The 15,129-nt window shown below is 63.6% G+C and carries 12 protein-coding genes; 9 read left to right on the top strand and 3 right to left on the bottom strand.

What is annotated here, in order from left to right:
• Window positions 1-104: 104 nt before the first annotated feature.
• The 9 genes from ACN9MO_RS28925 (at window position 105) to ACN9MO_RS28885 (ending at window position 10,801) form a co-directional block, all read left to right on the top strand.
• Window positions 105-689 (top strand): winged helix DNA-binding protein, encoded by a 585-nt coding sequence (locus ACN9MO_RS28925; protein ID WP_057251784.1) that lies wholly within the window; start codon window positions 105-107, stop codon window positions 687-689.
• Window positions 690-714: 25 nt separating this feature from the next.
• A complete protein-coding gene (locus ACN9MO_RS28920; RefSeq protein ID WP_425988265.1) occupies window positions 715-2,535 on the top strand; it encodes a dipeptide ABC transporter ATP-binding protein in 1,821 nt (606 codons plus the stop codon).
• A 91-nt stretch (window positions 2,536-2,626) separates the two neighbouring features.
• Window positions 2,627-4,114, top strand: a complete 1,488-nt coding sequence (locus ACN9MO_RS28915; RefSeq protein WP_375293071.1) for an ABC transporter substrate-binding protein — start codon at window positions 2,627-2,629, stop codon at window positions 4,112-4,114.
• A gap of 60 nt (window positions 4,115-4,174) precedes the next feature.
• Window positions 4,175-5,098 (top strand): ABC transporter permease, encoded by a 924-nt coding sequence (locus tag ACN9MO_RS28910; protein WP_057251787.1) that lies wholly within the window; start codon window positions 4,175-4,177, stop codon window positions 5,096-5,098.
• A gap of 4 nt (window positions 5,099-5,102) precedes the next feature.
• Window positions 5,103-5,957 carry an ABC transporter permease gene (locus ACN9MO_RS28905; protein ID WP_112996791.1) on the top strand — a complete coding sequence of 285 codons (855 nt, stop codon included), beginning with the start codon at window positions 5,103-5,105 and terminating at the stop codon, window positions 5,955-5,957.
• Complete coding sequence (locus tag ACN9MO_RS28900) at window positions 5,954-7,693, top strand: M14 family metallopeptidase (protein WP_113132479.1); 1,740 nt, start codon at window positions 5,954-5,956, stop codon at window positions 7,691-7,693. The genes ACN9MO_RS28905 and ACN9MO_RS28900 overlap by 4 nt, the downstream gene beginning before the upstream one ends.
• 262 nt (window positions 7,694-7,955) lie before the next feature.
• The gene (locus tag ACN9MO_RS28895) at window positions 7,956-8,630 is read left to right on the top strand and encodes a response regulator transcription factor (RefSeq protein ID WP_057251790.1); all 675 of its coding nucleotides are present in this window, start codon (window positions 7,956-7,958) and stop codon (window positions 8,628-8,630) included.
• Window positions 8,627-9,964, top strand: a complete 1,338-nt coding sequence (locus ACN9MO_RS28890) for a sensor histidine kinase (RefSeq protein ID WP_112996789.1) — start codon at window positions 8,627-8,629, stop codon at window positions 9,962-9,964. Before ACN9MO_RS28895 ends, ACN9MO_RS28890 begins: the two co-directional genes overlap by 4 nt.
• A 210-nt stretch (window positions 9,965-10,174) precedes the next feature.
• Window positions 10,175-10,801: an outer membrane protein gene (locus ACN9MO_RS28885; protein WP_057251792.1), complete on the top strand. Its 627-nt coding sequence runs from the start codon at window positions 10,175-10,177 to the stop codon at window positions 10,799-10,801.
• Between the two features lie 106 nt (window positions 10,802-10,907).
• Here ACN9MO_RS28885 and ACN9MO_RS28880 read toward each other — a convergent pair whose 3' ends face one another.
• From ACN9MO_RS28880 to ACN9MO_RS28870, 3 genes are all read right to left on the bottom strand, one after another.
• Window positions 10,908-12,437: an FGGY-family carbohydrate kinase gene (locus tag ACN9MO_RS28880; protein WP_425987232.1), complete on the bottom strand. Its 1,530-nt coding sequence runs from the start codon at window positions 12,435-12,437 to the stop codon at window positions 10,908-10,910.
• A gap of 126 nt (window positions 12,438-12,563) precedes the next feature.
• Window positions 12,564-13,406 carry a class I fructose-bisphosphate aldolase gene (locus ACN9MO_RS28875; protein WP_057251794.1) on the bottom strand — a complete coding sequence of 281 codons (843 nt, stop codon included), beginning with the start codon at window positions 13,404-13,406 and terminating at the stop codon, window positions 12,564-12,566.
• Entirely contained in the window at window positions 13,379-15,127 is a 1,749-nt protein-coding gene (locus ACN9MO_RS28870) for a glycerol-3-phosphate dehydrogenase/oxidase (protein ID WP_425987230.1), read from the bottom strand. Before ACN9MO_RS28870 ends, ACN9MO_RS28875 begins: the two co-directional genes overlap by 28 nt.
• Window positions 15,128-15,129: the final 2 nt, after the last annotated feature.

Here is a 15,129-nt window from a genome sequence, read left to right as displayed (position 1 = left end):
CGCGAGCCGCATGACTGTGCAAGCCCGGAAATTCATCAAAGCAGTTCGTTGACAAAATGTCGATAAAATGATGACATAAAATCGTCAAGATGAGGAAGAGCTGAATGACGAAGAAGCCTGAGGATAGCTTCGAAGGTCGGGAATGGGCCGAAAACGCCCTGCCCGAACATCTAAAGCCGGTCGCGGCCATCGGCCCGATCGTTTCCTCCGCGCATCTGGCCGAAGGCGGCTCTCCCGGCCTTTCCGAGGTGGAATACGGGCTGATCCTCGCGTCGCACGCCTTTCATCGCTGGATGATGCGCTGCATGGCGGCCGCCGGCGTGCCGGGCCTTTCCCCGATCGAAATCCTGATCCTGCACACGATCCGCCATCGCGACCGCGGCAAGAAGCTCGCCGACATCTGTCTGGTGCTGGATATCGAAGACACCCATGTCGCGACCTATGCCATCCGCAAGCTCGAGGCCGCAGGCCTGGTGACGACGGGCAAGGAAGGCAAGGAAAAGACCATCCTCATCACCGACAAGGGGTCGGACGCCTGCACGCGCTACGCTCAGATCCGCGAACGCCTGCTGGTTTCCTCGACCGCGAAAGCCCGCCCCTCCGAAGAGACACTCTCCGAGATCGCCGCCGTCCTGCGTTTCATGTCGGGCGCCTATGAACAGTCCGCGCGCGCCGCGACCACATTGTAACGAGGAAGACCGCGTGACTGTCGAAATGCCTGCGCCCCTGCTCGCCGTCGAGAAGCTTTCCGTTGCCTTCAGCGGCAACCCCGTCGTCGAAGATCTGAGCTTCACGGTCACGCCCGGGCGGACGCTCGCGATCGTCGGCGAATCCGGTTCCGGCAAATCCGTGACGTCCCTGTCGATCATGCGGCTATCCGACATGATGGGTGGCCAGTTCCCCTCAGGCCGCATTCTGTTTCGCGGCAAGGGTGGCGAGATCGACCTGACGAGCGCGCCGCAGAAGACCATGCGTGCGATCCGCGGCAAGGAGATCGCCATGATCTTCCAGGAGCCGATGACCTCGCTGAACCCGGTCTTCACCATCGGCGACCAGGTCGCCGAAGTGCTGATGCTGCATGAGAAGATGACCAAGGCCGAGGCGCTCGCCGAGACGCGTCGGCTGCTCGACATGGTCCGCCTTCCCGACAGCGCCGAACTGATCGGCCGCTATCCGCACCAGCTTTCCGGTGGCATGCGCCAACGCGTCATGATCGCCATGGCGCTCGCTTGCCGGCCGAAGCTGCTGATCGCCGACGAGCCGACCACGGCGCTCGACGTCACTATCCAGGCGCAGATCCTGACAATCATCCGGGACCTGCAGAAGGAACTCGGCATGGCGGTGATCTTCATCACCCATGATATGGGCGTCGTCGCCGAGATGGCCGACGACGTCGTTGTGATGTGGAAAGGCCGCAAGGTCGAGGAAGGTCCGGTCGACGAGATCTTCGCCGCTCCCAAGCACCCCTATACCCAGACGCTGCTTTCCGCCGTGCCGAAGCTCGGCAGCATGGTGGGCGAAGAATTCCCGAAGCGCCTGCCGCTGACCATGATGGTCGACGGCGAGCCGAAGCGCGTCGGCGACGTCCATATCCAGCGCACCGCCCGCTATGAGGCCGCACCAATCCTCTCGGTGCGCGATCTCGTCACCCGTTTCGACGTGCGCAAGAACCTTTTCGGCAAGGCGACGCACCGCGTGCACGCGATCGAAAACGTCAGCTTCGACATCTTCCCAGGCGAAACGCTGGCGCTCGTCGGCGAAAGCGGCTCGGGCAAGTCGACGATCGGCCGCACGATCCAGCAGCTCCAGAACGCGACATCGGGCGAGATCCTCTTCGACGGCCGGCCCGTCTCGGCGATGAGCTATGCCGAGCGGCAGAGACTGAAGCAGGAAATCCAGTACATCTTCCAGGACCCGTTCGCCTCGCTCGACCCGCGCAAGACCGTGGGCTTCTCGGTCGCCGAGCCGATCCGCACCCATGGGCTGATCCTCGGCGAAAAGGATATCGAAAAGCGCGTGCATGAACTGCTCGAGCGTGTCGGCCTGACGGCCGCGCACGCCCGGCGTTATCCGCACGAGTTCTCCGGCGGCCAGCGCCAGCGCGTCTGCATCGCCCGAGCGCTCGCCTCACGCCCGAAGCTGATCATCGCGGACGAAGCGCTGTCCGCCCTCGACGTCTCCATCCAGGCGCAGATCATCAACCTCTTCATGGAGCTGCAGGAGCAGGAAGGCCTCGCCTATCTCTTCATCAGCCATGACATGGCGGTGGTCGAGCGCATGAGCCATCGCGTCGCCGTGCTCTATCTCGGCCAGATCATGGAATTCGGCAGCCGCCAGCAGGTCTTCGAAACGCCATCCCATCCCTATACCCGCCGGCTGCTTTCCGCCGTCCCGGTCGCCGAGCCCGGCAAGGGCCGCGAGCGCGCTTTGCTGGAAGGCGAAATCCCGAGCCCGATACGTCGCGTCGGCAACGAACCCGCGGTTCTGCCCCGCAAAGAAATCGCCCCCGGCCATTTCGTGGCCAAGGGTGCGTGAGCCGCTTTCTTTTTCAGAAGAAGGCTGTCGAAACAGGAGTGAGTAAATGATCAACAAAAAGGGGATCCACGCCGCCTTCATCGCCCTCGCGATGGCCGGCAGTTTCATGACCGCAGCCCCGGCCTTTGCCGCAGGCACGCTGACGGTGTCGTCGCCGCAGGATCCGGGTAGCTGGGACCCGGTCGACACCTTCCTCGTCAACTGGGCGTCCGTCGCCACCAACATCTATGACGGCCTCACCTATCGCGGCCCGGATCTCAAACTCGTGCCCGGCCTTGCCACCGCGTGGGAAGAGCTCGACGGCGGCAAGCGCCTGCGCTTCACGCTGCGCGAAGGCGTCAAGTTCCACAATGGCGAGCCATTCAATGCCGAAGCGGTAAAATTCACCTTCGACCGCCTGCTCGGCGAGGAAGGCTCGAAGGGCCCGCAGAAGTCCAACTATGCCGTGATCGAAAAGGTCGAGATCATCGACGAGAAGACTGTCGATCTGCATCTGAAGACCCCGGATCCGGTGCTGCTCACCAAGCTTGCCGGCTATGGCGCAATGATCGTGCCGCCGAAGTACATCCAGGAGAAGGGCGAGGACTATTTCAACGCCCATCCGGTTGGTACCGGCCCGTTCAAGTTCGTCTCCTACGAGCCGAAGGTCGGCATCAAGCTCGAAGCCTTTGCCGATCATTGGGGCGGCGCGCCGAAGCTTTCGAACCTCAACTACCGCTTCATCTCGGAGCCGGCGACCGCCGTTGCCGAACTGCAGGCCGGCCGCGTCGATCTCGTGATCCCGCCGACCATTCCGATCGGCATGATCCCGACCATCCAGGACGACAGCAACCTGGAGATCATCACCAGCGCCGGCCCGACGGTCTACGCTCTTCGCTTCAACACCCGCGACGGCATCACCAAGGATCCGAAGGTCCGCAAGGCGCTCATCCTCGGCGTCGACCGCGACACCATCATCCAGTCGATCCTCGGCGGCCAGGCGGACCCGATCGCCAGCTTCCAGGGCAAGCTCTCCTTCGGCTTCGACCCGGCGATGAAGCCGCTTCCCTACGATCCCGAACAGGCCAAGGCCCTTCTGAAGGAAGCCGGTGTTGCGCCGGGCGCCTCCGTGCAGATCGACGTTCGCGGCAACGATGCGACCTTCAACGAGGTCGTACAGGCGATTGCCAGCTACCTGCAGCTGATCGGCATCAACGCGACGATCAAGCCCTATGAAACCAACGTTCTGCTGAACGACATCATCCCGGCCGGCAAGACCGGCGCGATGTTCCAGCAGTCCTGGGGTGGCTGGACACTCGACTACGACAACACCGCCTACTCCATGTACCACTCCGGCGAAAAGTGGAATCCCTACGACCAGGATGCGGAACTCGACAAGCTGCTCGAATCCCAGCGTTCGATCACCGATCGGGCCAAGCGCGAGGAGATCCTCAAGCAGATCGCCAACTACGCCGCCGACCGGTCGCTCGAGATGCCGCTTTACAACCTCAATGCCATCTTCGGCGTGAGCAAGCGCGTCAAGAACTTCACCCCGGTGCCGGACAGCCGCCTACGGCTCACGGACGTGACGGTCGAGTAAACAATCCGGTCCGCCGCCGCGCGTGAGGCGGCGGACCATTTTCTTTAAAGGGCGGGTCACTTGGCCGGATTTCTGATCAAACGTTTTCTGCAGGCGGTCTTCGTCGTGTTCGTCGTGACACTGACCGTTTCCTATGCCATCCGGTTCACCGGCGACCCGGCCCTGATGCTGGCGCAGGGCGCCGGCAGCGTGACTGAGGAAGACCTCGTGCGCATCCGCGAGGGGCTCGGCCTCAACCAGCCCTTCCTTTCGCAATATGCCGACTTCATCAAAGGCATGTTCACGCTCGATTTCGGCCGCTCCTTCCTCGGCGGCACCCCGGTTTCGCAGCTGATTGCCTCTGCCCTGCCGGCGACCATGCTGCTCGCTTTCGCCTCGCTGATCGTCTCGATCGCGATTTCCATCCCGCTCGGTATCCGCGCCGCCGTTGCGCGCGGCAAGTGGGCAGATCAGACGATCCGCATCCTATCGCTGATCGGCCTGTCCTTCCCGAACTTCTGGCTGGCGATCATGCTCGTGCTGTTGTTCTCGATCGTTCTGAAATGGCTGCCACCGAGCGGCATGGACGGCTTTGCGAGCTTCATCATGCCGGCGCTGACCATGGGCATCATCCTGACGGCGACGAATGTGCGCCTGGTGCGCACCGCGATGCTGGAAACCCTGCAGTCGCAATACATCATGGTTGCCCGCGCCAAGGGCCTCAGTGAGACCAAAGTGCTCTACAAGCATGCGCTGCGCAATTGCGCGATCCCGCTGATCACCTATTTCGGCCTGCAGTTCGGCGGCCTGCTCGGCGGCATCGTCGTCGTCGAACTCGTCTTCAACTGGCCGGGCATGGGCACGCTCGCCTTCGATGCGGTCGCCTCGCGCGACTACCCCGTGCTTCAGGCGGTCATCACGGTGCTTTCCCTGATGATCGTGTTCGTCAATCTCCTGGTCGACATCGCCTATGGCCTCGTCGATCCGCGCATCCGGACGGAGTGAGCCGATGACCACCAAGGCTGCAAACACCCGTTTCGCCCGCTTCCGCAATCTCGAATTCATCCTCGGCGCGCTTCTGACTGGCGGCATCTGCCTCGCCGTCGTCTTCTCCGGCGTGCTCTTTCCGGGTGGCGTCGACAAGATCGACCTGATGGCGCGGCTGACGCCGCCCTTCGTCAACTGGGCCCATCCGCTCGGCACCGACCCGCTCGGCCGCGACGTGCTCGCCCGCGTGGTTGCCGGCGGCAAGATCTCGCTGCTCGTCGGCCTGACCTCGGTTGCCGGCGCCGTCGTCGTCGGCGTGGTCATGGGGCTCGTTTCGGGCTACTATCGCGGCTTCTGGGATATGCTCGTCATGCGCTTTGCCGACGTTCAACTCGCGCTCCCCTTCATCCTGCTTGCGATCACTTTCATCGCCATCGTCGGCGGCGGGCTGACCAACACCATCATCCTCCTGATCGTTTCGCAGTGGGTGCAATATGCCCGGCTGGTTCGCGGTTCGGTGCTGTCGCTGCGCGAGCGCGAATTCATCCAGTCGGCCCGCGCCATCGGCGTGCGCGACTACAAGATCCTGTTCCAGCACCTGCTGCCCAACCTGATCGGCCCGGTCATCGTGCTGATGACCTTGAACGTCGCCAACAACATCCTGCTTGAAAGCAGCCTTACCTTCCTCGGCCTCGGCGTCGATCCGCTGATCCCGAGTTGGGGCGGCATGCTCGCCGACGGCCGCACCTACCTGCAGAACGCCTGGTGGGTCAGCGTCTTCCCGGGCCTGGCGATCCTGCTCACCGTCCTCGGCCTCAATCTTCTCGGCGACTGGCTGCGCGACAGCCTCGACCCAACCGGTAGAACTTCACGATGACGACGATTTTCGAAGGCGCCTTCGAGCGCACGCTCGATACCCTTCTCACCACCTACGGCAAGGAAGCGGCCCGCGGCACCAAAGTCGAAGCCTGGCTCTTCGACGATGCCGCTAGCCGCAAGGCGGCGGAACAGAAGCTCGCCAGCTTTGGCGTGAAGGCGACACTCAGGAGCGCCTACAAGCCGCTGCTGCATTTCTTCCTCGAAGAGGTCGACCGCAATGCGCTCGCCAGCGTCGTCGTCGGCTATCCCCAGCATGAGGGTGCTGCGCAGAACCGCTTCCTGCTCGAAGCCTATCCGCTTGCCGCTCTGGTCGGCGATGCCGATATCCGCTTCGAGGCCGGCAGCAAGCCGGCCTTCACCTACGACGTCGCGCTGACTTTCCGCGATGGGCGCCAGCAAAGCCACGCCGTCTTCGCGCCAAACCGTATCCATACCGACTTCGTCGGTGAAACTCTGCTGTCGCCGACCGGGTGGATTCGTCTCGACGAAGGCTGCGACAAATGTCGCGAATGCCATCTCGAAACCGACTATGAGCGGCTCTTCGCGGGCACTATGCGGGCAATTGCCGACTATGCCTGGGGCGATAGCGAGCCCTATTTCGAAGAGCTCAACATCCGCGTGACCCTGCCGATCACCGACTTCCGCCTGCCCGTCGGCGAAGAGGTCTTGAGCCTTCGTGAGGCGCTGCACGAGGACTTCTATTTCTCGCTGCTCGAAGTCTTCCAGAAGAAGTCCGGTCGTCCCCTCGGCGACCGCGGGCTGAAACCCGGTCAGATCATACCGGAGATCGTCTTTGGCGTCGGCAAGCCGACCGTCGTCGTCGAAGCGCGGCCCTTGCAGGCAGGGGATGCCGAGGGCGAAGCCCAGACGCTCGAAACCGCCGAAGCGCCGCTGACGGTGGCGCAGATCCACACGGAACTCGCCGCGATCGATGGCCAGCCCTTCGAGGCACAGTCGCGCGCCGGCCGGCCGGTGAAGGCCCGCTACCACAAGGGGACTGATGCGCCGGTCATGATCAGCGGCGGCCAGCATCCGAACGAGACGACCGGCATCGTCGGGGTGCTGCGCGCAGCCCAGGCGCTTGCCGCCCGCTCAGGCACCCATTTCACCATCTCGCCGCTCGAAAACCCCGACGGCTACGCCGTGCACCAGCGGCTGCGGGTGGACAATCCGCTGCACATGCATCACGCCGCCCGCTACACAGCACTTGGCGATGACCTCGAATACCGCACTGGCGCAGCGCTCAACGAGCGCGAAATCCGCAAGGAAGCCGAACGCCTGACCGGCGCACAATTGCACGTCAACCTGCACGGCTATCCCTCGCACGAATGGACCCGGCCGCTTTCGGGCTACGTGCCGCGGGGCTTCGCCATGTGGACGCTGCCCAAGGGCTTCTTCCTGATCATGCGCCATCATGCCGATTGGACCGACCGCGCCGAACGGCTGGTCGAGGCAGTCACCGAGCGGCTCGCCAAGGTTCCTGGCCTGCTCGCCTATAACGACGCGCAGATCGCGCTCTACGAGACCCACGCCGGCGAAACCGGCTTCCGGATCATCAACGGCTTTCCCTGCATGATCTCGGTCGACGACCGCCACACGGCGCCGCTGACGCTGATCACCGAATATCCGGACGAGACCATCTATGGCGATGCCTTCATCGCTGGCCACGACGCCCAGAAGGAAACGGTGCTTGCCGCCTACGACGCGTTTCAGCGGATGATGGCCATCGCCTAAAGCCTCACAGGGCGACGGTATCCAGTGCCGCCGCCCAAAAGCCGACCCCTTGAGCGTTCCCCGCAAGCGACAAGCCGCCGCTGGCGATTTTGGCCATCCGACGCCCCACCACCGAATACGGTAAAGCCTGACGAGGCTGCATTGCCGTGCCATTGCGTGTCCCGCTAGAACCGGCACACGCCCGCGCACCCATGCGCCGCAACGTTGCTGCAATCCTCGTCGACCAGACGTGAGGCAACATCTATCGTATTCGGAGAATTCAATGCGCCTGCTCCTTGTCGAGGACGAGCTGGAAATGGCGGCGGCGCTCAGCGCCGCGCTCGGTCGCTACGACATGATCCTGGATCATGCGCCAACGCTCGACCATGCATTGGCGGCGCTCGCCAATCACGTGCATGACGGCATCATCCTCGATCGCCAATTGCCCGATGGCGACGGGCTGTCACTGATCCCGCGCGTCCGTGCGCTGAAATCCGGAATTCCCGTGATCGTTCTGACCGCGCGTGGCGCGGTCGACGAGCGTGTCCGTGGCCTCGACATGGGCGCCGACGACTACCTCGCCAAGCCCTTTGCCGTGGAAGAACTGTTGGCGCGGATCCGCGCCCTCATGCGGCGTTCGCCGGATATCGCCCCCATGACGGCGCGCATCGGCAAACTCGTCTTCGATTTCGACGGCAGGCAGGCGCAGGTGAACGGCCAGTTGCTTGACCTGCCCCGTCGCGAACTGCTGGTACTGGAAACGCTGGCGCGGCGGCAGGGCCGCACGGTGCAGCGCTCGACCTTGGAGGAGTCTGTCTACGGCTACGATGACGAGATCCAATCCAACTCGCTCGACGCGCATGTCTCGCGACTACGCCGGAAGCTTGCCGACACCGGCGCCGGCGTGGAGATCCACAGCATCCGCGGCGTTGGTTATCTGTTGAGGCCTTCGCCATGAGCACGTCATCCGTCAACTCGTTGAAGAAGCGCCTGATCTGGCAGATCCTCACCTTTCAGGTGCTGCTGTTGATGGCGGTCATCGCCGGCCTCATGGCATTGCTGACGCGCGCCGATCTTGGCGGAAAGTTCCTCGATGCCGACGCAGCTTCGGTCGCCGCCGGAGCGATCCGCTCGCAGCCCGCGGGTGGACTGACGCTGGTCGAGACACCGCAATTGCTCGCCATGCGGGCCGAGTCGCCGGATTTCTGGTTCGTCGCGAGAAACGAACGCGGCGACATGATCCGCAGCGGCCCCGTGCCGGACGCCTATCGCGGCATTGGCGAACATCTGGATCGGATCGCCTTTGGCGATATCCGAGACAGCGTCGAGCCCTACACGCTCTCGTCGATCGTGCGCTCGGTGACCACGGAAAGCGGAACCTACACGGTGCTCGCCGGCGGCGGCCGGTTGTGGAGCGCGTCCTTCGCGGTTTTCCTGCTGGCAAACCTGGTGCTGCTGCCGATCGTGCTCATCGTCGTGCTGATCCCGGCCCTTGCCATCCCGATCATCGTCAGGCGTGCCTTTGCCGGCCTCGCCGATATGGTCGATCAGGCCAAGAAGATCGACGTCGATCGCCGCGGCGCCCGCTTGTCCGATCATCGGGTTCCCGGCGAAGTGCGTCCGCTGGTCGAGGCATTCAATGGCGCGCTGCAGCGACTCGACGAGGGGTACGAACGGCGACAGCGCTTCATTCTGGATGCGGCGCATGAACTGAGGACTCCGGTCGCCATCCTGCAGACGCGGCTGGAAAGCATGGACGCCGGGCCGCTCAGAAACCGCCTGTTGATCGATTCCAATCGCATCGCGGGGCTTGCGGAACAGTTGCTGGACCTTGAGCGGATCGATCGCGATGGCGCGGACTTTTCCACGCTCGACCTAGTGTCGCTGTGCCGTGACGTCGCCGCCGACCTCGCGCCGCTCGCGCTTTCGGCCGGCTGCGAACTCTCCTTCGCCTCGGACGTCGAGCGTGTCGTTGCGCGCGGCGATGCCGGCGCCATTGAGCGGGCGGTCACCAATCTGGTGCGCAATGCCATCGAGCATGCCGGTGGTCTCATCACCATCCGCGTCGAACGCGGCGGCGTGATCGAGGTCACCGATGAAGGCCCCGGCATTCCCGAACGCGAGCGTGAACGCATCTTCGAGCCGTTCCATCGCCTGCAGCCACGCGACCACGGCGCCGGCCTCGGCCTGCATCTGGTCAGCGAAATCGTCGGTCGGCATAAGGGCCACATTTCCGTTGTCGATGAACCCGCCGGCGGCGCCTGCTTCCGCATCACCTTGCCCGCGGCATGATACAGATCGCGCGGCTCCCAACATGATTAATAGACAATTAATAACGAAATCAGCAGCTTAGGTAATTTGTGCAATGTTGGCGCAATCCGTGGAGCCGACAAAGGATGCGCATCTTCCAAGCTTCGCGACCACGCTACCCGGCACGAGACGCGAATTGGAAGAGCGAAAGCGCCGCGAAGGGCGCCCTAATCCAATCCACGGAGCAATATCATGCGGCAATCCAGCAAGTTTTCGATCTGGTCCAGTCTCACCCTGCTAACCTTCCTCGGCGTCCAGCAGTCCCAGGCGACCGACTTCTCCGTGCCCGATTATCAGGATCCGCCAGCATTCAGCTGGAGCGGCGCCTATGTCGGTGCGCATGGTGGCCTCGGCTTCAGCGGCAGCCCCAATCCCTTCGCCGATCGCAATGGCGTCGCGCTCGGCGTCCAGGCCGGCTACAACATGCAGGCGGGCCCGGGCATCGTCGGTGCCGAGATCGAGGGCTCCTACCTCGGCGACACGGAGCACAAGGTCAATGGTGGCAAGCTCAAGGAAAAATGGCGCGGTGCGATCAAGGCGAAGGCCGGCCTCACCTTCGACCAGACGCTCGTCTACGGCACAGCCGGCTATGCGATGACCAACTACAAGAAAGGCGGCGATGTTCGCAACGACGTCGGCTTCAAGGGCGGTTATCTCGTTGGCGCCGGCATCGAGCAAGCCTTCGCAGGCGGCCTGTCGGCCAAGCTTGAGTACAACTACATCATGACGCCCGATGTCCGCACCAGCACCGTTTCAGGCTCCAGTGAAAAGGACATCAACAGCCACGTCATCAAGGCCGGTATCAACATGCGCTTCTGACGGGGCCGCCGGTTCGCAGCGGCGCCCTGCTAAGCCGACGACCTTCCCGAAAGGGGGCCTGCCGTTGCAGGCCCGGCAAACGGCAGGGCGTCACGCCGAAATCGGATCACTCCGCCGCTTCCCTCGCCAACGGCTCTGATGTCGCCAGCCGGCGCCAGATCGGCGCCATGGTGGCGGCGATCTCACCGTAGATCGCGAAGCGCCGGTCATAGTGTGCACCGAGCGCGGCATTCGGTCGGTAGTGGCGGTCGGTTTGCACCATCGCCGCAGCTCCGGCGGAAATGTCCGCAAAGAGACCGATGCCGGCACCCGCGGTGATCGCAGCACCAAGCGCGCCGGTCTCGCGCGAACGCGCGACCGTCACCGGCACATCAAGCACATCCGCAAAGATCTGCGGCCAGATCAGGCTGCGCGATCCGCCGCCTGAGAGCACCGCCTCGTCGAAACCCGCGCCTGCAGCTCGCATCGTCGCGATGTGCTGCCGATGTCCGAAGGCGACGCCTTCGAGCACGGCACGGACCAGATGGCCCTTGGTGTGCCAGCCGGCGACACCGTAGAAACCCGCCCGCGCGTTGCCATCCTGCTGCGCTCCATAGAGAAACGGGTGGTAGAGCGGATCGTTCGCCGCAGGCGCGACCTCGGCCGCCAATTGGCAGCACAGATCGAAGGGTGAGCAGCCGTCCTTGCCGTCGTGTGGAAACAGTTCCCGTACCAGCCATTCGAGATTGGCGGCAGACGTCGCGCTCGCCTCGATCGCCATGTAGCGGTTTCGATCGAAGGTCGAGAACATGAAGATCGGATTGCTGAGGTCCGGCTTTTCGATGATGACCTGGTTGATGCTCCAGGTACCGGCAATGATCGAGGCCGCTCCGGTCTTTGTCACGCCGGATCCTATCGCCGAGGCGACGACGTCGAAGAGGCCGCCGACAACAGGCGTACCGGCCGCCAGTCCCGTTTGCACGGCTGCCTCTTCACTCACCCTTCCAACGATCGCGTCGCTTTCGGCGAGATCGGGCAACAGATCCATGCAGTCGTGAAGGCCATAGGCCTTCATCAGCCCATCGTCATAACGTCGCCCGGCGACGTCGAGCAGCCCCGCTCCACTCATGTCGGAGACGTCGCTGACGCGGGCACCGGTCAGGCGATTGACGACGAAGTCCTTGCAAAGAAACACCGTGCCGATCTTAGCGAAGAGGTCCGGGCGAAAGCGTTTCAGCCAGGCAAGCAGCGTCGGCGTCTGCGATGGCCAGGGCCGCTGCCCGGCGATCGGATAGGTGCGCTGGCCGACGCCTTCGGCTTGCCATTCCTCCACGAGGCCGGCTGCGCGGGTATCGAGCGACTGGATGCCGATCAAAGGCGCGCCGCTACGATCGAGCGCATAGAGGCCGTTGCCATGCCCGGCGCAGCCGATCGCAGCGATCTCATCAGCACGGATACCGGCACGCTCGATACAGGCGCGGATCACCACCTTTGCGTGGCTCCAGAGCTCACCGAGCCCTCGCTCGACATGGCCGGGCGTCGGAACCTGGCTATGCCCTTCCTCAGCGGCCATCGCGATCTCGTTGCCCTCTCGGTCAAATAGCACCGCCTTGATCACGGTGTTCCCGGCGTCGATCCCGAGCAGATACTCTCCCATGCGCGAACCCCTCCCAAGGTTCTAAATCCGTTCGACCGAGACGTCGCCGCTGTCCTCCACGGCGACGCGCTCCACCCTGTCACAAGAGGCGTCGCGCCCTGAGGCGCGATGCCGTCCCAGCCAATCTCAGCCGCGCTGATAGAGCGCGTAAGCTTCTTCGCCGCCCGCATCCTCATGGATGATCGCCATCAGCCCGCGCACGACGGCGCTCGGATTGGCGTGCTGGTAGATGTTGCGGCCATAGACCATGCCCATTGCGCCCTGGCGCATCAAGGCCGCCGATTTGGCAAAGACGTTGCGCAGATCTTCTTTGCCGCCGCCGCGCACCAGGACCGGGCAGCGCGCCGCCTCGACGACCCTGTGGAAATCTTCCGCGTTGGTGGTCGGGTCCGCCTTGACGATATCGGCTCCCATCTCGCGCGCAAGCCGGGTCAGGGTCACGATCTTCTCGGCATCGCCATCGACCATGTAACCGCCCTGTTCGGTCACCGGCTGCATGACCAGGGGCTCGATCATCAGCGGCATGCCGTATTTGTCGCAATCGGCCCGCACCCGCGAGATATTGGCGACGCATTGGCGGAAGAGATCGGGCTCGTCCGGCAGCATGAACAGGTTGACGACGACGCAGGCGGCGTCCATCGCCAGCGCGCCGATCAGCGGCTCGGCCTCGTTCTGCAGCACCGCCCACATGTGCCGGTGGCGGATGCGGTTATAGGGGTTGCCCATGTCGAGACGCATGACGAGCGCCGGCTTGTCCTTGCCGGGCACGTCCTGCAAGAGGTCAGCCTGGCCATAGTTCATCTGGATCGCGTCCGGTGCCGCCGCAACCAGAGCCTTCACCACGGCGGACATGTCTTCGAGACCATTGAGGAAGGACGGTTCATTGCAGACGCCGTGATCGATCGCGACATCGAGGCAACGTCCACCACCGAAAAGACGGTTCATCCGGACCTTGCTGTTGTTTCGCATAATGCACTCCTTTGTTCATTCCGTGCGGAAAGGGTTTCCTCGTCGACGCCATGGCGCTCGGCGAGGAGGGTGAGAAAGCGTTTGCGCTCGTGATCGGCGAGGGGCAACGACCAGTGTTTTTCGCTCGCGAGCAAGGCGAGTGCGGCGTCGGCCATGTCGAGCGAGAGTTCGCCAGATATCGCCAGCGTCGTGCGGCGCAGCAGGAGATCGTCGAGATGCTCGACGGCCTCGTTGCGGACCAGGAACTGCAGCTCCCGCGCGGAGTAATCCGGATATGGCAAGGCGTGATCGGCACCGCCAGCGATGAAATCGGCGATCTGCCTCGAGCCCGTTCCATAACGCGTAAACAGCGTGCGCATGCGCTCGCGCGAAAGTCCGGTGGATGCCGCGACGTCGTCGATCCATGTATCGCGATCGGACGGATACTGCCGCCCGCCGCCAATGGCGCGTTCGCCGGTACTGACACGGCGCGCCCGGCCCAGACGCTCCAATGTGAGATCTGCCGCCATTTCGCCGAAGGAGCGGAAGGTCGTCCACTTGCCGCCGATCATGCACAGCACCGGCGGGCCATCGTCGACTGCTTCGACGAAGGTGCAGAAATGGTCGCGCGGGATGCGTCCGGTAAAACTGTCCTCGCTTGCCGGCAGCGGCCGCACGCCCGAGAACTGGAAGACCACCTCCTCCCGCCGGATCTTGATATCAGGCAGAACCCAGGCGAGCGACTGCAGGATGTAGTCACGCTCGTCCGGTTCGCAGCGCACCGTTTCCGGGTCGTCGACGCGGATATCGGTCGAGCCCACCAGCACCTTGCCGAGATAGGGAAAGAGGATGCAGATGCGGCCATCCTCGTTCTCATAATAGATCATATGGCCGTCGAGCGCTTCCATCAGCGCCGCGTTGTCGATGATGAGATGCGATCCCTTGGTGCCGCCCATCAGCGGCGCCGGCTTTGACGTCGAGGGAAACAGCGCTCCGTTGGCGATATCGATCCAGCCGCCAGTGGCGTTGATGATAAGCGTGGGCTCGATCGTAACGACCGCGCCGCTGACACCGTCCTTCAGCTCGTATCGCCCGGGCGCCGCAAGGACCAGTTCGGCATAGTTGAGCGCATGGGCATGTGGGCCGGCAGCAAGTCCGTCCTTCAGGAGCTCGAGACCGAGACGCTCCGGCTGGCTGACCCAGGCGTCGTAGTAGGTGGCAGAACTCTTGATGTCGGGATTGAGCGCCGGCCAACGGGCAAGCGTCGCGCGCCGGCCTCGAAAGGCGTGCTTCGGCATCAGGGCCCGCTTGCGCGTCAGGAAATCATAGATGCCGAGGCCCAGCTTGACCGCAACGGCGCCGCGACGGCTCGGACGGCGGGTCAGCCCCATAAACCGCACGGCCCCGTTGGCGAGACCGGAAAAAATATCGAAGATCGGCACCGTCGTTGGAAGCGGCGCCACGTAATGCGGCGCGTTCTTGAGCAACCGGTCACGCTCGACGAGCGATTCCCGCACCAGGCTGAACTCGCCGTTTTCGAGATAGCGAAGGCCGCCATGCACCATGCGCGACAGCGCAGCACTGGCGCCCGAACAGTAGTCGTGCTTCTCGACGAGCAGCACGTTTATCCCTTGCAGCGCCAGCTCGCGAAAGACGCTGAGGCCGTTGATGCCGCCGCCGAGGACGCACACGTCCACCTTCGGGCTCTCTACGAGCCCGTTGAAAATCTCTTCACGGTTCATGA

It is taken from the genome of Ensifer sp. R-19, from assembly GCF_049905105.1.
GTDB lineage: Bacteria > Pseudomonadota > Alphaproteobacteria > Rhizobiales > Rhizobiaceae > Ensifer.
This window is presented reverse-complemented; position numbering and strand designations above follow the sequence as displayed.